The organism is Amycolatopsis orientalis (genome assembly GCF_000943515.2).
Taxonomy (GTDB): Bacteria; Actinomycetota; Actinomycetes; order Mycobacteriales; family Pseudonocardiaceae; genus Amycolatopsis; species Amycolatopsis orientalis.
Genome location: NZ_CP016174.1, coordinates 5986823 through 6006135, shown reverse-complemented (window position 1 = coordinate 6006135; position 19313 = coordinate 5986823). Strand labels below are relative to the sequence as shown.

Genomic DNA, 19313 nt, shown 5'->3' with positions numbered 1-19313 from the left:
ACGAGCACAGCTGTCATATCCGGCACTCCAACCTTCGGAGAACGTTCGGGAAAGCCGGCGGTGGTCCGCGGCGCCGGGCCACCGCCGTCAGCACGCCGAGGCCGCGCGATTGGCACTCGCGGCCCTAGAGTGCTAATTCTCTCTTAGCATCACCCGGCCGGAGCGCGCAACCGCCTGGCGGGGGCGTGTGGAAGATTTCGCCGGGGCGACGACTGTTGGCCAGTATCCGTCGAGCGCCCTGCCGGGATCGCGTTCGAGCTGTCCCGCGCCTGACAGGTTTGCCGATGAAGAATCGCGTGCCGGTGACAACTGTTTCGAATTGTCGCGGCGGAATTGGACTTTCCCTTGCCTGCCCGGCCCGCGGATGTGTTAATTCCGTGTGGCCTGCTTGTGGCGCCCCTGTATTCCGCTGAGGCGGACCGCGTAAAGGCTTTTTTCTCGTGTCGTTGTTTCAGTGGGTTGTGAGCGATCAGTGGAGAGTGACCTGTGAAGCACAGAAGACGTAATCGAAGACTGGCCGGAGGAGTCGCCGCGGTGACCACGGCCGCCCTGGTGGCGCTGGGTCTCGCCGTCAGCTCGGGCACCAGCACCGCGGCTCCGGGTGAGCTCACGCAGACCTATTCCTGCCCGTTCCCGTTGATCGGCAATCAAAACGTTTCGGTGACGATCAAGACGACACAGCCGTCGACGATCGAGGCCGGAAAGCTGACTCCCGCCATCGAGATCGCGGCCGTGTCCAATGCGGGGAAAACCGCGACAGACGGCCTTCGTCTCGTCGGCGCGGAAACCATCAAGGGCACCGCGAAAGCGACTTCGACCGTGAAGATGCCCGGCACTCAGGGCGCGTTGACGGTGAAGGTCGACTCCGACGTGCCGAACCAGCCCATTCCCGCGTCGGGCAACGATCTCATCGTCAACGCCAAGGGCAGCGCGCCCGCGTTGCGGTTCGACCAGCCGGGTACCGCGACGCTCGCGGTGAACGGTCTCCAGCTGGTGATGACGCCGCTCAAGGCGGACGGCACCTTGACCGGGCTCGGAACCTTCGTTTCGGACTGCACCCTGGGGCAGGGACAGGAAACCGTCCTGCAGACCTACACGGTGACCGGTTCCGCCGTCACCCCGGAAGCCGTTGTCGGCACGGGTAATCACCCGCCGCTGCGTCAGATCTACAGCTGCCCGTTCCCCTTGATCGGCAACCAGGACGTGTCGGTCGACATCAACGCCACGCTGCCGGACACGGTGCCGGTGGGCCAGTTCACGCCCAAGATCGACATCACGGCGGTGTCCAACGCGGGCAAGACGGCCACCGAGGGCCTCCGGCTCGTCGGCGCCGAAACCATCAAGGGGTCGGCGCTGGCCACCTCGCTGGTGTCCAGTCCACAAGGGCATCTCGCGGTGGGCGTGCCGACGGCGATCCCGCAGCAGCCGATTCCGCCGGTGGGCAACGATCTGATCGTCAACGCGGGCGGTGCCGCCCCGTCGCTGCGGTTCGATCAGCCGGGAACGGCGACCCTGTCGGTGCACGACCTGGTGCTGACGATGACGCCGCTGACGGCTTCCGGCGCGGAGACCGGCCTCGGTACCTTCGTCGCGGACTGCACGCCCGCGAACGGGCAGGCCAACGTGTTGCACACGTTCACGATCACGGCCGCCCCCGACACCGTCCCGCCTTCGGCGCCGGGCGCGGCGACGGTCGGTGAAGTCACCCAGAACAGCGTCGCGCTGTCCTGGGGCGCCGCGACCGACAACGTCGCCGTGACCGGTTACGACGTCTACGAAGGCACCAACCTCGTCAAGTCCGTGACCGGCACCTCGGTCACGGTCGACGGGCTCACGCCGGACAAGGACTACAGCTTCACGGTCAAGGCCAAGGACGCCGCGGGCAACGTCTCCCCGGCCACCGCGCCGGTGACCGCCCACACCACGAAGGCCCCGGACACGCAGGCGCCGACGACGCCCGCGAACCCGCGCTCGACCGGGACCACGCAGACCAGCGTGACGCTGGCGTGGGACGCCTCCAACGACAACGTCGGTGTCACCGGTTACGACGTGCTCCGGGGTACCGAAGTGGTCAAGTCGGTCACGGACACGAGCGCCACGGTCGAGGGCCTGAGCCCGGACACCGAGTACTCGTTCACGGTGGTCGCGAAGGACGCCGCCGGGAACAAGTCGCCCGCCAGTGCCGCGGTGACCGCCCGGACGCAGACCGGTGCCGACACGCAGGCCCCCAGCGTGCCGGGCGGCCTGCACTCGACCGGAGCGGCGGCGACCAGCGTCGGTCTGGCCTGGGACGCCTCGACCGACAACGTGGGCGTGGCCGGTTACGACGTCTACAACGGCACGACCCTGGTGAAGTCGGTGACGGAACCCAGTGCCACGGTCGACGGGCTGACCGCCGACACCGAGTACAGCTTCACCGTCGTCGCGAAGGACGCGGCCGGGAACAAGTCGGAGCCCAGCGCAGCGGTGACCGTGCGGACGCCGACCGTCCCGGACACCGAGGCGCCCGGCGTCCCGGCCGACCTCGTCGCGGCGGACGTCAGCCAGTCCAGCGTCAAGCTGTCCTGGAAGGCGGCCAGTGACAACGTGGGTGTCGTCGGCTACGACGTCTACAACGGTGCCACCCTGGTGAAGACGGTGACGGAGACTTCCGCGACGGTCGACGGCCTCGCGCCGGACACGGAGTACTCGTTCACGGTGGTCGCGAAGGACGCCGCGGGTAACGCGTCGGCCGCCAGTGCCGCGGTGGCCGTCCGGACGCAGGCCGCGCCCGACACGCAGGCTCCCGCCGCACCGGGCAACCCGCGTTCCACCGGGACCACGCAGACCAGCGTGAGCCTCGAGTGGACCGCCTCGACCGACAACGTGGGCGTCACCGGGTACGACGTCTACAACGGTACGACCCTGGCGAAGTCGGTCACCGGCACCACGGCGACCATCGACGGTCTCACGGCGGGTACGGAGTACTCGTTCACGGTGGTCGCCAAGGACGCCGCGGGCAACGCGTCGACCCCGAGTGCCGCGGTGACCGTCCGGACGCAGGCCGCGCCCGACACGGTGGCCCCGGGTGTGCCCGGGAACGTGCGTTCCACCGGCACGACCGAAACCACCGTCGTGCTGGCCTGGGACGCCGCGACCGACAACGTCGGTGTCACCGGGTACGACGTCTACAACGGTGCGAACCTCGCGAAGTCGGTCACCGGCACCACGGTGACGGTGGAGGGCCTCACGGCCGACACCGAGTACACCTTCACGGTGGTCGCGAAGGACGCGGCGGGCAACAAGTCGGCTCCCAGCGCGGCGGTGACGGCGAAGACCAAGCCGAAGAGCACGCCCGGCGTGCGGTACAGCTACGACCTGGCGGGCAAGTCCCAGCTGAAGAAGCTCAGCGGCCCGATCGACCTCCGCGGCGGTATCGACGCGGCGATCAACCTGGCGAACGGGACCTTCGACGCCGACCTCACGCTGAACCCGACGAGCGCGAAGTTCACGCTCTGGGGCTTCGTCCCGGTCAACGCGAAGATCGAGTTCGCGCCGGCGGGCAAGACCACGGGAACCCTGGCCAACGGGGTGCTCAAGTCGACGTCGGCGGTGACGGTCAAGCTGCCGCGGATCAGTGTCTTCGGCATCCCGGTCTCGTCGAGCCCGACCTGCCAGACGAAGACGCCCGCGCAGATCCCGTTGCAGTCGAAGGCGGGCTTCGACCCGCTGGCGGGTGGCAAGCTCAGCGGTACCTACACCTTGCCGCCGCTGAAGGGCTGTGGCTTCCTGAACGAGCTCGTCTCCGCGGTCGCCACCGGCCCTGGCAACACGGTGGAGGTGAACCTCACCCCGCGTCCGGTCAAGTGAAACGCGTGAAGGCCCCCTTTCCTCGGCTCAGCCGAGGGAAGGGGGCCTTCACGCGCAAGCTCGGTCAGCGGCGGCCGGCGGCCAGGATGACGAGGAACTGGCCGCCCCCGGGCTCGACATTGGCGGTCACCGGCAGCCCCGGTACCAGCCGGGAGAACCGGTCCACCAGCCACTCCGCCGCCTCGCGGGCGTCCCGCTCGGTCGGGCACCGCGCCACCATCTCGCGGCCACCCTTGCGCTCCAGCCTCCCGGCGACCGTGATCAGCGGCGCGGGTTCGACCACGTGCAGGCGATCCGGCCAGGCGATGACCACCTTGACCGCGCCTTTGCGGGTGTTGCACCCGCGGTGCGCGAGCCGCTCGGGGATCTTGGCCTTCCGGTCGGCGGTGCGGCTGTCGACGCTGGGTCCGCGAGGGTCGTTCACCGACATGCCGGGGTCGACCGGTTCGTCGCACACCCAGCAGCGCCAGCCATCGCGCTCGGCCACGTCATCAAGGAGACTCACCCGGGCAAACTAGCCTGCCAGGGCGCCGCCCGCGCATCGCACCCGCCCGCGCGTCGTCGAAGGCCGTGAAGGACTCCTTGAGGGACTCAGGGTCCCTCAAGGAGTCCTTCACGGACGGGACCACGGTCGTCGGTGAGGATGGTTAACTTCGACCATGCTGATCGGTGCGCGCGAGGTCGAGCTGTTCGAGGGGGCCAGGGGCAGGCTGGAGGCGATCGCCTACCGCCTGCTGGGTTCGGCGAACGACGCCGAGGACGCCGTACAGGACACGTTCCTGCGCTGGCAGTCGGCCGACCGGGAGCTGATCGAGACGCCCGAGGCGTGGCTGACGAAGGTGCTCACCAACATCTGTCTCAACCGTCTCACCTCCGCGCGGGCCAGGCGGGAAACCTATGTGGGGCAGTGGTTGCCCGAGCCGGTCTTCGCCGGGGACCGGATGCTCGGCCCGTCGGACACCGTCGAGCAGCGTGAATCGGTCTCGATCGCGATGCTCGCGCTGATGGAGCGGCTTTCGGCCAAGGAACGCGTCGTGTACGTGCTGCGCGAGGCGTTCGGTTACTCGCACGGTGAGATCGCCGAGGTGCTCGACCTCACCGAGTCGAACTGTCAGCAGATCTACCGGCGCGCCAAGCAGCATCTGGCCGCGGAGAGGCGCCGCGTGCCGGTCGACGCGGCCGCGGCCCGCAAGATCGTCGAGGAGTTCCTCGCCGCGGCGCTCAGCGGCAAGACCGACTCGCTGGTGAGGATGCTGACCGACGACGCGATCAGCGTGGGCGACGGCGGCGGCGTGCTGTTCTCGTTGCCGCGCCCGGTCACCGGGGCGACGCGGGTGGCGAGGTTCCTGCACGGATTGTTCAAGCCCAGTGCGGCGAAGTGGTCGCTCATCGGCGGCCGTCCCGTCCTGTTCGCCGCGGTCGTCAACGGGATGCCCGCGCTGGTGCTGGAGGTCGAAGGCCAGATCGCCGGGATCGTCACGCTGGACGTGACCGACGACGGTATCGCGGCCGTCCACGCCCAGGTGAACCCCGCCAAGCTCGAACGCGCGGAGCGCCATTGGGCCGTTGCCGACCAGGGAGAACCGCTTCCCGACACTTGGTGACCCGGATCACATCATTCCGCTGTCAGGTTTCGCGCCGCTGTCCGGTTCAGGGAGCGACACCAGCCGGACAGGAATGAGGGAAGCCATGAAGCACCAGATCGTCGTCCTCGGGGCCGGATACGCCGGAGCCAACGCCGCCGGCCGCCTCGCCAAGCGCCTGCACCCCGCCGACACCGAGATCACCCTCGTCAACGCCGACCCCGAGTTCGTCGAGCGCGTCCGCATGCACCAGCTCGCGACCGGTCAGGACCTGGAGCCACGCGCGCTGGCCGATGTCTTCGCGGGCACCGGCGTGCAAGTGCGGGTGGCGCGCGTGACCGCGGTCGACGCCGAACGCAAGACCGTCAGCCTCGCGGGCGCCGACGGACCCGGCGAGATCTCCTACGACACGCTCGTCTACGCGCTGGGCAGCACCGCCGCCGACTGCGGTGTCCCCGGCGTCGCCGAGCACGCCCACAGCGTCGCCGGCAAGCAGTCCGCGCTGCGGCTGCGCAAGCGCCTGGCCGACCTCGCCGCGGGCGGCACCGTGCTCGTCGTCGGCGGTGGTCTCACCGGCATCGAAGCCGTCACCGAGATCGCCGAGGCCCGGCCGGACCTCGACGTCTCGCTCGCCGTCCGCGGCGACCTCGGCGGCTGGCTGAGCGAGAAGGCCCAGAACCACTTGCGCCAGGCCTTCGACCGGCTCGGCATCACCCTGCACGAGCACACCGACATCGTGGGCGTCGAGCCGGCGGGCGCGGTCACCGGCGACGGCCGGGCGATCCCGGCCCAGGTGACGGTCTGGACGGCCGGTTTCGCCGTCCACCCCCTCGCCGCGGCCACCACCTTGGAGGTCTCCGCGACGGGACAGATCGTCGTCGACGAGACGATGCGGTCGGTCTCGCACGAGGACGTCTACGCCGTCGGTGACGCCGCGCTCGCCCCGGGCGCGAGCGGTACGCCGCTGCGGATGTCCTGCGCCTCGGGAGTTCCCACCGCGCACCAGGCGGCCGACGCCATCGCCGCCCGCCTGACCGGATGCCCGCTCCCCGCGAACAAGATCGGCTACAGCGGCCAGTGCATCAGCCTCGGCCGCCGCGACGCGGTCGTGCAGTGGGTGACCCCGGACGACCAGCCCAAACCGTCCGCGCTCACCGGCAAGACCGCCGTGCGCGTCAAGGAGATGATCTGCAAGTCGGCGGCCTGGAGCATCTCCCACCCGACGATGCTGATGCCGTTCCGTCGTCGCCGGATCGTTCCGGCCGAAGAGCGGCTCGCGATCCCCGCCTGACCCCTCCCTTGTTCCACAGTGGACAGATCTGTCCGCCGAACAGAAGGACGAACCCATCATGATCCTGATCACCGGAGCCAACGGCGTCGTGGGACGTCGAGTGACGGATATGCTGCTACAGGAAGGCGCGGCCGTCGCCGCGGTCACTCGCGGCCTCGGCGAAACACCCTCTCCCGACGGCGTGAAAGTCGTCAGCGGTGACCTGTTCAGTCCACAGTGGATCGAACCGGAACTGGAAGGGGTCGAGGCGATCCAGCTCAGCCCGCGTGCGACCGGCCCCGGCCTCGCCGAGTTGGTGAAACTGGCCGAAAGACAAGGTGTACGGCGGCTGGTGCTGCTGTCGGCCACCACGGTGGAGTACCCGGCGGGAGAGGCCCGGTTCGCCGCGCAGTTCAAGGCCGCCGAGGACCTCGTCGCCGGTTCCGGTCTCGAATGGACGGTCCTGCGGCTGGCCGACTTCGCCGCCAACGCGCTGGCCTGGGCGCCGCAGCTCAAAGCCGGTGACGTGGTACGCGGCGCGTATGCCCAGGCCGCCACGTCGCCGATCCACGAGGCCGACATCGCGGCGGTCGCCGTACAGGCCCTCACGGGCGGCGCCCATGCGGGGATGGTCCACACGCTGACCGGCCCGCATTCCTTGGACCAAGCCGAGAAGGTGCGGATCATCGGCTCCGCCGTCGGCCGGGCGTTGTCCTTCCAGGAACTCCCGCCCGAACAGGTGCGGCAGGGCATGCTCGCGCAAGGATTGCCCGAAGAGGTCCCCGCCCGGCTGCTCGGCTCCCTGGCCGACTACGCCCTCCGCCCCGGCCCCACCACCAGGACCGTGGAAGACCTGCTGGGCAGGCCCGCGCTCACTTTCGCCGACTGGGTACGGGACAACGCTTTCGCCTTCACTGAGCCTTTTCCATCCTGAGGTTCCGAGGTGGGGAGTCGTGAGTGGTAAGTGTCGTTAGAACGACACTTACCACTCACGACCAGGCCGACCCCGCTCCCTCGCGACCTGGCGTCGGGCGGGAGGGGCTGAAGGGCCCTTTCCCCTCATCTCACACGGCGAAGGGCGCTTTCCCCGCATGCGACGCGGGGAAAGCGCCCTTCAGCCCGGCTTCGTCAGCTGGCCCTTGCCCGGTCGGCGGTGTATCCGAGCAGGGTGCGCAGGGCGGAACGGACGGCGCGGTCCGGGTCCGCCGGCAGACCGTGCGACCGCCAGGCGACGAAACCGTCCGGGCGAACGAGAAGGGCGCCGTCCGGTCCGGTACCCGCCATCCGCGCGAAGGCGGCGCGATCGCCGTCGGCCATGGCCGCGGTGATCCGCCGCACGCGCAGCTCTTCCGTGCCCACGGTGAGCCAGCCGGTGCCGCCGTCACCGGTCATCAAGGTCCATTGTGGACCCAAAAGGTCGAGTGTGGACAGTCGCCGGCCGCCGTCGGTGAGCCAGCGGTGGGGCAGGCGGTGGCCGGGCGCCGCCCGGTCGTCGAGGACGTCGGGCGGCTCGGCGTCGTCGGTGAGCACCGCGCGGGAGTCGTAGCGGTAGAACATCATCCCGCGCAGGTAGTCGGCGGCCGCCTGCGCGTAAAGCTGTTCTGGGTCTTGATGGGCCTGGTAGCCGCGGAGCAACCGGCGGGACAGCGCCAGTGACGCCTCGGCGGCGGCGCGGCGTTCGGGCTCGTAGCTGTCGAGGAGGGCCTCGTCGGCCTGGCCGCGCAGGACGGCGGCGAGTTTCCAGGCGAGGTTGTGCCCGTCCTGGATGCCGGTGTTCATCCCCAGCCCACCGGCGGAACTCTGCACATGGGCGGCGTCGCCCGCCAGGAACACCCGGCCGCGCCGGAGCGCCGAGGCGATGCCGGCCGCGGCCTCCCAGGCGTTGCATTCGATCAGGTCGATCGGCACCGTGTCGTCGCCGATCGCCGCGCGCAGCAGGCTCAAGGTCCGCTCGGGCGACAGCCGGGCGAGTCCGGCCGGTTTGCCGGGGTAGTCCATGAGGTGCGAAGACCAGCGGTCACCGGCCGCGCCCTTCGCGAACAGCGTGCAATAGATCTGTTCGTTGCGGATGAAACAGGCGTGCGTGGCCGATTCCGGCAGCAGCTTCCGCAGGTCGGCCCGGAAGAAGGCGGTGTTGAGCCTGCCGTCGACCCGCCGGTCGGGCAGGTCGACGCCGAGCAGCTCCCGCACCCGGCTGCGGGCACCGTCGGTCCCGATCAGATAATCGCCGGTCACCTGGTGTTCGCGGCCGGTGCCGACGTCGGCCAGCTCGACGCGCACGGCTTCGGAGTCGGCGGTGAAACCGGTCAACTCGGTGCCGAACCGGACCTGCCCACCGCGGCGCCGCAGCTCTTCCCAGGTGAACCGCTGCACCTCGTACTGCGTCATCACGAGCCGGGGATCGGTCGGGCCGCAGGTGTCCAGCCGCTCCGCGTAGCGCGGTGGCGGGGCCGACCGGTGCAGCACGGTTCCGGTGGCGCTGTCCTTGACGATCGAGCGCAACGGCGGCGGGCCTTCCCAGCCGACCCGATCCAGCGTCGGCCCCAGTCCGATGCCCCGGAACAACTCCAGGGTCCGCATCGACGTACCGGCACGCGGCGGCCGATCGAACGGGTCGCGCGCGTCCACCACCAGCACCCGTACCCCCCGGTCCGCCAGGAACAACGCCGTCGACAGCCCCACCGGCCCGGCGCCCGCCACCACTGCTTCGAATCGCTCCACGGTGTCTCCTCACTGATCACTTCGCGTTCCACCGTGCTCGCTCAAGTGGACTTGAGCGCAACCTGCGATCCTGGTGACGTGGATTACTCGATCAGCGAGGTGGCGCGGTACTTCGGGATCTCCGTCTCCGCCCTGCGCTATTACGACCAGGTCGGCCTGCTGCACCCGGCCGGACGGCGGGGAACCGTGCGCACCTACGGCCGCGACGAATTACGCAGGCTCGCGCTCGTCCAGCTGCTCCACCAGGACGGGATGATGAGCGTGGCGAGCACCGCCGCCACGCTTTCCGACGAACCGCCGAGCGGGGAGACGAGGAAGGTCATGGCCGAGTCGATCCGCGTGATGCAGCACCAGATCGAACGGCTCCGCGCGGCACAAGAGGTGCTCGAGCACCTGCTCACCTGTCCTCGCGACGACCCGATCCGGGACTGCACCGTCCTGGGGGCGCGGCTGGAGGCCACCGTCGAGGCCGCCGTCCACGAGTAGCCTGCCGCTGTCCTTTGTGGACGCCTCAGGGATTCCTCTTGCCGTGGCCCGGAATCCGGTGGACGGCGAGGGCGACGGTGTCGTCGGCGTGCAGGACGACGTCGTGCATCCGGGTGACCAGTTCCCGGGGGAGGTCCGCGGTGGCCAGGGTGGCGTGTGCGCGGGCGAGCGCGAGGAGCCGGGTCTGCCCTTCCTGGAAATCCTTGCGGCTTTCGACGAGACCGTCGGTGTAGAGCAGCAGGGTGTCGCCCGCCGCCAGGACACAGTGGGCGAGTTCGGGGGTGCCGGGGTCGGGAAAGCCGATCCCGCGGCCGACGACCGGGGACCGCAGCAGCCGTGGGTCACCGCCCGGGGTGAGGTGCACGGGGGCCGGGTGGCTGCCGCTCGCGAGCGTCACGTCGCCGGTCGCCGGATCGATCCGCGCGAGGATCACCGTGGCCATCAGATCGGGTTCGATCGTCGCCAGGGTCCGTGCGGTCCTGGCGACGAGATCGCGGAAGGGATGGCCTTCCAGGGCGAGGGTGCGGATCGCGTGGGTCACGGTGAGGGCGTGGCGGGTCGAGGTGACGCCGTGCCCGACGGCGTCGACGAGGGTGATGTGCAGGTGCCCGTCGGGGAGGACGAACCAGTCGTAGAGGTCGCCGCCGGTGGGGGAGTCCGGATCGGTCGGGGAGTAGTGGACGGCCAGTTCGAGGCTCGGGACGGCTGGTGGCGGGGGCCGGAGCGCGTCTTCCAGTTCACGGAAGATGACGGCGTGCGCCCGGCGGAGTTGCTCGTCGCGTTGTTCGAGTTCGACGTACATCGCCAGGACGCCGCTGTTCGTCTCCGCGAGTTCGTGTTTGAGTTCCCGCTGTTCCTGGGCGAGTCCGTCGGCCCGCGCGATGAGCGCGAGCGTTTCCTCCCGGGTGGCCTCGGCGTCGTCGGCCGGGGCGGGGTGCCGGGCCGGGGTCGTGGGGAGGTGCCAGGTGAGACCGGCGCCGTCCCCCGCGTCGGGCAGCAGCGGGAGCCAGTCTCGCTGTGACCGCGCGACCGGATACGGGAGCCGGAGGGTGACGGCGAGCAGGCCGTCCGTGGTGGAGGTTTCGAGCGTGATCTTCGCGCCCGCGTCGAGGGCGGGTTCGGCGAGCAGGGTCGCGGCGACGACGAGACGTGCGCGCTCGTACGCCGGGACACCGCCCTCGGCGCAGGCGGCGCGCAGGAGACGGCGGAGCCGGGCGAGATCCGGGTGCATCAGGTCAGCCTGTCCGGGTGCAGGGCGAGCAGGGCGGCGTCGTCGCGGGGATTGCGGTGGTGGTGGGCGACGCGGGCGGCGAGGGACAGCGCGTGCGCCGGGAGGTCGGTGACGGCCGGGGTGCGCCAGGTGCGCTCGACACCGTCGGTGTGCAGCACGACGACGTCGCCTTCGGCCAGCACGGTGTGCCGGACCTGGATGGCGGGCAGGGTGAAGCCGACGACACCGGGGATGCTCAGCAGCAGCTGCGACCGGCCGCCGGTGCCGATCGTCGTGCCGCTGACGTTGCCGACGCCGCAGAATTCGAGGCGGTGGGGCGTGATCCGGGCCAGCGCGACCGCCGCGCCGCGGGTGGTCCGCAGCGCCCGGTGCATGCTCGTGAGTTGCTGGGGGAGCGGCCGGTCCGGGTTCTGCCGGAACACCCGGATCGCCGCGTCGGCCGCTTCGGCGGCGTCCGGGCCGTGACCGAGGCCGTCGACGACGACGGCGGTCCAGCCGTCGGTCAGCTCGGCGACGGCGATGGCGTCGCCGCAGACGACCTCACCCTCGCGCGGCAGGCAGAAGTGCCCGATCGCCGCGGCGCGGCCCGCCGGGGTGCCCGGGACGAGGAGACGCGCCGCCGCGATGGTGCCGTCCCGTGGCACGGAACGGATCCGGAAGACGGTCGCCATCCGGCTGACCGCGCCGAGACCGGTGCCGAGCGTGCCCGTGGTGGTGTTGCCGTCGAGAAGCCAATGGCCGACGTCGGCCATCCCGGGGCCGTCGTCGGCGGCCAGGACGTCGATCCCGAGGCCGATCGGGGACCGCTGCACGACCACCGACCCGTTGATCGCGTGCCGGTCGAGGTTGCCCGCCAGTTCGGAGGTCACCACGGCCGCGCGTTCGGTGAGCACCTGCGGGAGCCCCGCCGCGCGGCCGGTCTCCCTGGCGGCCCTGGCGGCGGCGTAGACGGCGCTGACGTGGTCGACGCGCAGACGCCGCGAGGCAGGCGGGACCACCACGGGGCCGATCATGTCTTCCAGCGCGTGATCGTGACGGTCGTGCCCCGGCCGGGGGTGGTGTCGAGGTGGAATTCGTCGACGAGACGGCGGGTGCCGCCGAGGCCGTGACCGAGCCCGGCACCGGTGCTGAACCCGTCGGTCATCGCCTGTTCGACGTCGGCGATGCCAGGGCCGTTGTCGCGCACTCGCAGTCGCAGCCCGATCCGGCCGCGCTCGTCGCGCGGCACGGTGATCGTCATGACCCCGCCCCCTCCGTGGATGTAGGCGTTGCGGACCAGTTCGCTGGCCGCGGTCACGATCTTGGTCTGGTCGACGATGGAGAAGCCCACCGCGACCGCGCCGGCCCGCACGGCGTGCCGCGCGGTGAGCAGATCCTCTTCCACCTGCACGACGTGCTCGCGGGCCGGGACGGCGGGAGCGGAGCCGGTCAGTTCGTCAGGGAGCATGAGGCGCCTCTTCGGCGGCCTCGACAGGACGGCGCCAGCCCAGCAGCTCCATGGCCTGCTCGGCGTTGAGCGCGGTCCGGACGCCGGTGAGCTGCAGTCCGAGTTCGGACAGGGTGATCGCGACGGCGGGGCGCATCCCGGCGACGACCATCCGGGCGCCGAGCAGGCGACCGGTGTCGGCGAGCTGCATCAGCACCCGCGCGACGAAGGAGTCGATGATCTCCAGCCGGGAGATGTCGATGACCACGCCGCGGATGCCCTCGTCGGAGATGCGGGCGGTGAGCTCCTCGGTGAACCGGAGCGCGGTCTTGTCGTCCAGATCGCTCAGAAGCCCGGTGAGCAGGACGTCTCCGAGTCGCAGGATCGGCAGGCCCTCCTGGGCGTTCACCCGGTCACCGCGGCGGGACGGGCGTCGTCGCCGATCAGCCGCAGCGCGGTGGCCAGCGCGTCGGCGAGGGTGCCGCGCGTGACGATATGCGACAGATCGATGCCCAGCTGCGTGATCGTCTGGGCGATCGACGGGCGGATACCGCTGATGACGCAGTCCGCGCCCATCAGCCGGACCGCGCTGACGGTCTGCAGCAGGTGCTGTGCCACCGCTGTGTCCACTGTGGACACGCCGGTGATGTCGATGATCGCGACGCGGGCCTCGTGGGCCTGGATCGCTTCCAGGAGGTTGTTCATCACCACCTGGGTGCGTGCGCTGTCGAGGGTGCCGATCAGGGGCACCGCGAGCACGTGCCGCCACAGCCGCACGACCGGCGTGGAGAGTTCGAGCATCTGGTCGTGCTGCTCCCGGATGATGTGCTCGCGTCCGTTGGCGTAGATCGCGAAGGCCAGCACCCCGGCGCTGTCGAGGAGGTCGGTGACGAGCAGCGCCGCCCGGTAACGCAGTTCGGCGTCGTCGGTGCGCCGTTCGATCGCGGACAGCATCATGCGCTTCAGTGACAGGATCGCCATGGCGGTGGCCGAAGGTTCCGCGCCGGCGCGGGCCCGATGCTCGGACAGCGAGGTCAGCGCGTCGCGGACCGCGTCGTCCCGCGCGACGATCCGGCCCGCGGCCACCGTCGTGTTCAGCGCGGCCCGCAACGCTTCGAGTAGTTCGGCCGCTTCGCGGCGAAGATCCTGTTCGCTGTGTGGCGCGACGGCGGTGTCCAGCTGATGCCGTACCCAGTCGGCCACCAGCGTGGCGTGGTCTTCGTCGAGAGTCCGGCTCAGCAGTTCGCGTACGTGGGCGTCGTCCGTCCCCGGCACCGTGTCCTCCTGCGGTCGGGGCGCGCTCTGCTGTACGCCGAATCAACAGTTGTCATATAACAACAGTTGATCCTACTCGGGCAAGGCCGAACCTTCAGGATGGGCCGGTTCCCCGGCGGCGATGCCGTGGTATTCCCGCAGCCCCGCCGCCAGCGCCGCACGCCCGTCCGGGGTCATCTTCTTCAGCACCGCTTGGACGTTCTCCCGTCGCTGGGCGCGAAGATCCCGCAGGTAGGCGCGGCCACGCAGGCTCAGCCGCAGGGTCAGCTCCCGGCGACTGCGGGAACTGGGCAGACGTTCGAGGAAGCCGACCGCTTCGAGCCGGTCGCAGAGGCGGCTCACCAGCGGAGGGGTCGAGTCGAGCAGCTCGGCCAGCGCGCGCAGGTTCAGCCCATCGTGGTGGTCCAGCGCGACCACCGCACGCAGCTGGGCGGTGGACAACGGCCGCGGGGACACGTCCCGGACCTGCTCGACCACGAGTCCGAAGAGGTCGGGCAGGTCGAACTTCGCGGCCTCGCCTTCCGGGGCGGGCTGCTCGCGGGACCGATCCACAGGGTCCACTGTGGCATCCCTATGCTCATTCCTGCAGCACAGCTCACGCGAATCGCCGTAGACCGGCACGCCGGAGCGGCGCAGACTCAACAGAACCACCGTGCGCCGGACGGTGCGCGATCCGGGTGAGCGGGAGGCAGGCGTTGGACAGATCCCTGGCCGTGGAGCGTCTTTTGCGGGATGTCCCGCCCCATGACCTGCCCGCGGCCCTTCGCTCGGCCTTGGCCGAACATTTCGGCGCGCTGTCGGTCGAGCTGCTGATGGCCGACTACGCGCTCACCGAACTGTGCCAGGTCAGCACGCTGCCCTACACCTGCGACCCGATCCCCGTCGACGGCACCGTTCCCGGTTCGGCCTTCGTCGCGCAGGCCGCCACGTTCGAACAAGACGGCGCGAAGGTGACCGGATATCTGCCGGTCAGCGTCCGCGGTGACCGGCTCGGCATCCTCGCGGTGACCCTTCCCCGGGAACCGGAACCGCCCGTCTGGGCCGAACTCGAGCGGTTCGCCGAAGCGCTGGCGCATGAACTGTTCGTCGCCGACCGCGACACCGACCTCTATATCCAGGCCCGCCGCTCTTCGCGGCTGACGCTGGCCGCGGAGATGCAGTGGCAGCTGCTGCCCGGACGGGCCTGCACCCGCGCCGAGTTCGCGCTCGGCGGCCAGCTCGAACCCGCCTACGCGATCTACGGCGACTGCTTCGATTGGTCCGCCTCCGCCCACAAACTCGCCGTCACGCTCATCAACGGCATGGGGGAAGGCAGCGAAGCCGCGCTGCTGACCAACCTGGCCGTCAACGCGTTGCGCAACGCCCGCCGCGCCGGGGTCACGCTCGACGCCCAGGCCGAACTCGCCGACCAGGCGATCTACGCGCACTATCGCGGTTCCCGGCACGTCGCCGCGCTGCTGCTGGAATTCCACCTCGCGACCGGTTCGGTGGAAGTGGTCGACGCCGGCTCGCCGCGGCTGTGGCGGCTACGGGACGGCAAGGCCGAGCGGGTCGAGTTCGAGGAGCAGTTGCCGCTCGGCACCTTCGAGGACACCGTCTACGCGTCACACCGGTTCCAGGCCGCCGACGGGGACAGGTTCGTGTTCGTCAGCGACGGCGTCTACGACGTTGTCGGTCCCCATGGCGAGCGGTACGGGGACCAGGAGTTCGGCGACGCGGTCGTCGCGACCGCCGATCTGCCCGCCGCGCACGTCCCGGGTTCCGTACTGCGGGAGCTGACCACCCGCCGCCACGGTAAACAGGCCGAGGACGACGCGATGGTGGTCTGCCTGGACTGGTTCGGGCCGACACCGCGGCCGGACTCCGCCGGTCCGTCGATGACCGTCGGGCTGGCGAGTGCGCCGGAGCAGGACTGACCCGGGCCCCGGCGGTCAGTCCGCCCGGTAGGTGAAGCAGGCGCGGACGGTGGTGCCGAGCGGGCCGGTGTGGACGCGGACCAGGTCGGCCAGATGGTTGACCAGCAGGAGCCCGCGGCCACGCAGCTGCCCGGCGGGGGCGGGCCGCCGTCCGGCCAGCGGGTCGGTCAGGTGCCCGGGATCGCTGACCTCGCAGACGAGCTGCGCGGGCTCCGGCCAGATCCGCAGCCGTCCCTGCCCGCCTCCGTGGTCGACGCTGTTGGCCAGCAACTCGGCGACCACGAGTTCGACGTCACCGACCCGGTCCGGTGAGAAGCCCGCCTGCCGTGCCTGCGCGCGGGTCACCGCGCGGGCGTGGGCCTGTGATGCCGCGTCGCCCGCGATGGAGTCGAGTGTGGTGGACGTCGCCGGTTCGGGCAGCGGCGTGTTGTACTCGGCGATGACGTGCTGCGGGGCATACCCGGTGCTGACGCGTTCGCCGGTGGCGTCGATCAGGACGGGGTGGGTGACCTCGGCGTCGGCCAGGGCGCGGGCGTCCAGCCGTGCGGTGTCGTACGGGCAGAGAATGGTGACCTCGCGGCCGGTGAACGCGAGGTTGATCAGTGCCTCGTGCTGGGCGCAGGCCGGGTATTCCAGTTCGGAACGCCCGGCCCAGATCGGTTCGCCGATGATGCGGACCCGCCGTGCCGGATGGGCGTCGGCGAACGCGCGGAGGACGCCGGGGATGATCCGGCCGGGGTTGCGGCCTTCCTTGGTCATGTCCAGCAGCCGCACTCGCTCCGCGTCCCCGCCCAAGGCGGTGCGCAGCAGCTCCAGGTTGGCGCCCGGCACCGACACCGCGACCGGATCGCCCGCCGCCAGGCCATCGAGGATGAACGGCACGGTGCCCGCCAGGTACTCCTCCGGATCGCGGTAGAACAGCGCCGGATGGACGAACGGGTCGGTGGTGGCCGTGCTCACCGCGACCTCGTTCTCAGTCTGCCCACGTTCGTCCCCCTGATCACCGTTCCCGGGCGGCCCGGGTGGTTCGGGAGTACCCGCGACCCGGTCTCGTTAAGCGCCACCTCACGCGGCTATGTCGAGGATCGTAGGGAGTGGGTCAGGTAGCGGTCGAGGCGGTCGGCCAGATCGCCGAGTCCGGGGTGGTGACGATGACGCCCGACCGCGCGCTGAAGTGGCCGCATCCGTTCCGCCACCGTGACGGAGCTGAGCCGGCCAGCGCGGTCAGGCAGAACACAGATCCAGCCGGCGAGGTTGCAGATCCGCGATCGTCACCAGCAGCCTGCTCCGCCGTCACGTCTTCCGGTCGCTCCACATCGGCATCATCGGGTCCTCCCGTCGTCCGGGACGGACGAAGGAAATTCGCTGGGAGGGAGGAAACGTTCAGACAACGGTAATAGGGAATCGCGGCCGCCGATCGAGAGCACGATGGGTGTCCTTTGTGGACGCGAGTTCGCCTGGTCCGAAAAGGGAATGCGGCGCCGACGGTGTCGGGCGTAGCGTCCGGGACCATGCGCACGAACAGCTCCGAGACCGTCGAGCCGGGAGACGACCCGGCCGACGGCTGGTTCCCGGAAAGTGTGGCCGCGACCTACGACGATCCGGGCGGTGCGAACGCGCCCGACGTGGTGACGCCCATGGTGGACGTTCTGGCGGAGCTGGCCGACGGGCCGGTGCTGGAGTTCGCGGTCGGGACCGGGCGGATCGCTGCCCCGCTCGCGGCGCGCGGGGTGCGGGTGAGCGGCATCGAGCTGAGCCGGGCCATGGCGGCCCGGATCGCGGACAAACCGGGAGGCAACGCGGTCGACGTCACCATCGGCGACATGTCGTCGACGCGGCTGCCCGGCCGGTTTTCGCTGGTCTATCTGGTGTTCAACACGATCGGCAACGTGACCACGCAGGACGGCCAGGTCGACGTCTTCCGGAACGCGGCCGCGCACCTGCGGCCGGGCGGCCTGTTCCTCGTCGAGGTGGGGCTGCCGGGTGTGCGCGGCCTTCCGCCCGGGCAGGACACCGTGCCGTTCGCGGTGGCGCCCGGCCGTGACGGCGGCGGCTACGTCGGATTCGACCAGTACGACGTCGTGACGCAGGAGTTCACGTCGAACCACGTCACCGTGTCACCCGACGGGAAGGGGCGGTTTCGCCGTATTCCCTTCCGGTACGCCTGGCCCGCCGAGATGGACCTCATGGCGCGCATCGCCGGGATGACCCTGAAATACCGCTGGGCGGGATGGGACCGCTCGGAGCTGACGGCCGACAGCACCAAGCACGTCTCCGTCTGGGAAAAGAGCGAGGACGGGCTCACTCCTGGTGCGGGTCGAACCGCGACCGCCGGGTGATCACGGCCCGCGCTGCTCGTCGAACGAATCGACGGCGACAGGATCATTGGACTACTGCCGCACGGCCTTCGCCATCCTGGCACGCCTTGAGTTGCCGGCCCTGAATCCGCCGTCTTCGAGAGATCGTTCACCGGCGAATGCGAAGTGTTTCGCTTTCGATTCACGGCGCCAACCGCGTGATTGCGCTTGCCGGGTCCCGCTGTCGATCCTTAGGATTTTTCGTCTGTGGTGTGGTTGAGCAGAAGCCGTTGCCACGTATGCGAGATCTGAGGTGCTGTGCCCGTGGCCATTCGACAATTCCGGGATGAATGTAAACGGTGACCCGGAATGGCGATCATGGGTGGTTCGGCAGCCGACGCGCCAGGCGCCTTACTTCTTCCTGTGCGGTGGAGAAAGGAATTCATGAGACGAGAACAGCGCTTGGCCGACGCCGTGGTCGAGCTCACCGACACACTGGTGAAGGACTTCGATGTCACCGATCAGGTCACCCTGCTGGCCGAGCGATGTACCGAGTTCGTCGACGTCACCGCCGCCGCGGTGATGGTGGCCTCGGGAGAGGCCGGACGATGGACATCGGCGACGGCGGGCGCGTCCGCCGACCTGTTCGACGTGCTCACGCTGGCGCGCCTCGAAGGACCGGTTCTGGGCAGCTATCGCACGGGAGAGCCGGTCGGCCCGATGGGCTTGACCGGTGCGGCCCGCCGCTGGCCCGCTTTCGCGGCCGCCGTCCAGCGGGTCGGATACCGGCAAGTGTGTTCGGTGCCGATCCGGCTGCGGGAAGAGGTTCTCGGTTCGGTGCTGCTCCTGCACGCGGAGGCCGACCCGATGCCGGCGTCCGAAGTCCGGTTGGTGCAGACGCTCGCCACCGCGGCCGCCATCGGTCACGTGCACGAGCGTGAGGTCCGCGGTCAGTCCCTCGTGGTCACGCAGCTGCAGACCGCGCTGCACGGCCGTGTCCTGATCGAACAAGCCAAGGGAATCCTGGCCACACGTCTCGATACCGACGTCAACGCCGCCTTCGAGCTCATGCGCGGTCACGCGCGCCGTCATCGGCGGCGGATCCTCGAAGTCGCCCGTCACGTCGTCGAAAAGAGGGCGCTGCCGGACTTTCCTGCGAAGAGACCCGGACACTCCCACGCGCGCTGACCCAGAGGCGGCGTAAGGCCAGGTCCCGGAGAACCATGCCCGTGGGGCCGGGATCTCCGGGACCGTGGTGG

Annotated in this window: 17 protein-coding genes; 8 read left to right on the top strand and 9 right to left on the bottom strand. The window is 70.2% G+C overall.

Annotated features, from left to right (window positions below; translation table 11 throughout):
* The first annotated feature begins 534 nt into the window (after positions 1-534).
* Positions 535-3849 (top strand): fibronectin type III domain-containing protein, encoded by a 3315-nt coding sequence (locus SD37_RS26315; protein ID WP_236725122.1) that lies wholly within the window; start codon positions 535-537, stop codon positions 3847-3849.
* A 64-nt stretch (positions 3850-3913) separates the two neighbouring features.
* On the opposite strand, the gene SD37_RS26310 is transcribed toward SD37_RS26315, so the two are convergent.
* Positions 3914-4354, bottom strand: coding sequence for a hypothetical protein (locus tag SD37_RS26310; protein ID WP_044849824.1), 441 nt, complete (start codon positions 4352-4354; stop codon positions 3914-3916).
* A 154-nt stretch (positions 4355-4508) separates the two neighbouring features.
* On the opposite strand from SD37_RS26310, the gene SD37_RS26305 reads away from it, so the two are divergent.
* The 3 genes from SD37_RS26305 (at position 4509) to SD37_RS26295 (ending at position 7636) form a co-directional block, all read left to right on the top strand.
* Positions 4509-5453: an RNA polymerase sigma-70 factor gene (locus SD37_RS26305; RefSeq protein WP_044849823.1), complete on the top strand. Its 945-nt coding sequence runs from the start codon at positions 4509-4511 to the stop codon at positions 5451-5453.
* 85 nt (positions 5454-5538) lie between these two features.
* A complete protein-coding gene (locus SD37_RS26300; protein ID WP_044849822.1) occupies positions 5539-6723 on the top strand; it encodes an NAD(P)/FAD-dependent oxidoreductase in 1185 nt (394 codons plus the stop codon).
* Between the two features lie 58 nt (positions 6724-6781).
* Positions 6782-7636, top strand: coding sequence for an NAD(P)H-binding protein (locus tag SD37_RS26295; protein WP_044849821.1), 855 nt, complete (start codon positions 6782-6784; stop codon positions 7634-7636).
* 194 nt (positions 7637-7830) lie between these two features.
* On the opposite strand, the gene SD37_RS26290 is transcribed toward SD37_RS26295, so the two are convergent.
* Positions 7831-9423, bottom strand: coding sequence for an FAD-dependent oxidoreductase (locus SD37_RS26290; protein WP_044849820.1), 1593 nt, complete (start codon positions 9421-9423; stop codon positions 7831-7833).
* A gap of 78 nt (positions 9424-9501) precedes the next feature.
* Here SD37_RS26290 and SD37_RS26285 point away from each other — a divergent pair, with 78 nt between their 5' ends.
* The gene (locus SD37_RS26285) at positions 9502-9909 is read left to right on the top strand and encodes a MerR family transcriptional regulator (RefSeq protein ID WP_052674800.1); all 408 of its coding nucleotides are present in this window, start codon (positions 9502-9504) and stop codon (positions 9907-9909) included.
* A 25-nt stretch (positions 9910-9934) separates the two neighbouring features.
* Here the strand turns inward: SD37_RS26285 and SD37_RS26280 are convergent, their stop codons facing one another.
* From SD37_RS26280 to SD37_RS26255, 6 genes are all read right to left on the bottom strand, one after another.
* Entirely contained in the window at positions 9935-11140 is a 1206-nt protein-coding gene (locus tag SD37_RS26280; protein ID WP_044849819.1) for a PP2C family protein-serine/threonine phosphatase, read from the bottom strand.
* The gene (locus SD37_RS26275) at positions 11140-12153 is read right to left on the bottom strand and encodes a SpoIIE family protein phosphatase (RefSeq protein WP_044849818.1); all 1014 of its coding nucleotides are present in this window, start codon (positions 12151-12153) and stop codon (positions 11140-11142) included. Before SD37_RS26275 ends, SD37_RS26280 begins: the two co-directional genes overlap by 1 nt.
* Positions 12150-12587 carry an ATP-binding protein gene (locus SD37_RS26270; RefSeq protein ID WP_044849817.1) on the bottom strand — a complete coding sequence of 146 codons (438 nt, stop codon included), beginning with the start codon at positions 12585-12587 and terminating at the stop codon, positions 12150-12152. Before SD37_RS26270 ends, SD37_RS26275 begins: the two co-directional genes overlap by 4 nt.
* Positions 12577-12975 (bottom strand): STAS domain-containing protein, encoded by a 399-nt coding sequence (locus SD37_RS26265; protein ID WP_044849816.1) that lies wholly within the window; start codon positions 12973-12975, stop codon positions 12577-12579. Before SD37_RS26265 ends, SD37_RS26270 begins: the two co-directional genes overlap by 11 nt.
* Entirely contained in the window at positions 12972-13841 is an 870-nt protein-coding gene (locus SD37_RS26260) for an STAS domain-containing protein (protein ID WP_044849815.1), read from the bottom strand. The genes SD37_RS26265 and SD37_RS26260 overlap by 4 nt, the downstream gene beginning before the upstream one ends.
* A 72-nt stretch (positions 13842-13913) precedes the next feature.
* On the bottom strand, positions 13914-14402 hold the full coding sequence (locus SD37_RS26255; RefSeq protein WP_083255085.1) for a MarR family transcriptional regulator: 489 nt from the start codon (positions 14400-14402) through the stop codon (positions 13914-13916).
* Positions 14403-14536: 134 nt separating this feature from the next.
* Between SD37_RS26255 and SD37_RS26250 the strand changes: the two genes are divergently transcribed.
* Positions 14537-15757, top strand: coding sequence for a PP2C family protein-serine/threonine phosphatase (locus SD37_RS26250; protein ID WP_044849814.1), 1221 nt, complete (start codon positions 14537-14539; stop codon positions 15755-15757).
* A gap of 15 nt (positions 15758-15772) precedes the next feature.
* Here SD37_RS26250 and SD37_RS26245 read toward each other — a convergent pair whose 3' ends face one another.
* Entirely contained in the window at positions 15773-16717 is a 945-nt protein-coding gene (locus SD37_RS26245) for a sensor histidine kinase (protein ID WP_044849813.1), read from the bottom strand.
* Between the two features lie 551 nt (positions 16718-17268).
* Here SD37_RS26245 and SD37_RS26240 point away from each other — a divergent pair.
* Positions 17269-18096 (top strand): methyltransferase domain-containing protein, encoded by an 828-nt coding sequence (locus tag SD37_RS26240; RefSeq protein ID WP_044849812.1) that lies wholly within the window; start codon positions 17269-17271, stop codon positions 18094-18096.
* A gap of 402 nt (positions 18097-18498) precedes the next feature.
* On the top strand, positions 18499-19242 hold the full coding sequence (locus SD37_RS26235; RefSeq protein ID WP_044849811.1) for a GAF and ANTAR domain-containing protein: 744 nt from the start codon (positions 18499-18501) through the stop codon (positions 19240-19242).
* Positions 19243-19313: the final 71 nt, after the last annotated feature.

What these genes read in the sequence shown, in the direction of transcription:
- SD37_RS26300 (WP_044849822.1), top strand. Translation starts at nt 5,539, where the DNA reads ATGAAGCACCAGATCGTCGTCCTCGGGGCCGGATACGCCGGAGCCAAC.
- SD37_RS26275 (WP_044849818.1), bottom strand. Translation starts at nt 12,153, where the DNA reads ATGATCGGCCCCGTGGTGGTCCCGCCTGCCTCGCGGCGTCTGCGCGTC.
- SD37_RS26235 (WP_044849811.1), top strand. Translation starts at nt 18,499, where the DNA reads ATGAGACGAGAACAGCGCTTGGCCGACGCCGTGGTCGAGCTCACCGAC.
- SD37_RS26270 (WP_044849817.1), bottom strand. Translation starts at nt 12,587, where the DNA reads ATGCTCCCTGACGAACTGACCGGCTCCGCTCCCGCCGTCCCGGCCCGC.
- SD37_RS26305 (WP_044849823.1), top strand. Translation starts at nt 4,509, where the DNA reads ATGCTGATCGGTGCGCGCGAGGTCGAGCTGTTCGAGGGGGCCAGGGGC.
- SD37_RS26240 (WP_044849812.1), top strand. Translation starts at nt 17,269, where the DNA reads ATGCGCACGAACAGCTCCGAGACCGTCGAGCCGGGAGACGACCCGGCC.
- SD37_RS26280 (WP_044849819.1), bottom strand. Translation starts at nt 11,140, where the DNA reads ATGCACCCGGATCTCGCCCGGCTCCGCCGTCTCCTGCGCGCCGCCTGC.
- SD37_RS26295 (WP_044849821.1), top strand. Translation starts at nt 6,782, where the DNA reads ATGATCCTGATCACCGGAGCCAACGGCGTCGTGGGACGTCGAGTGACG.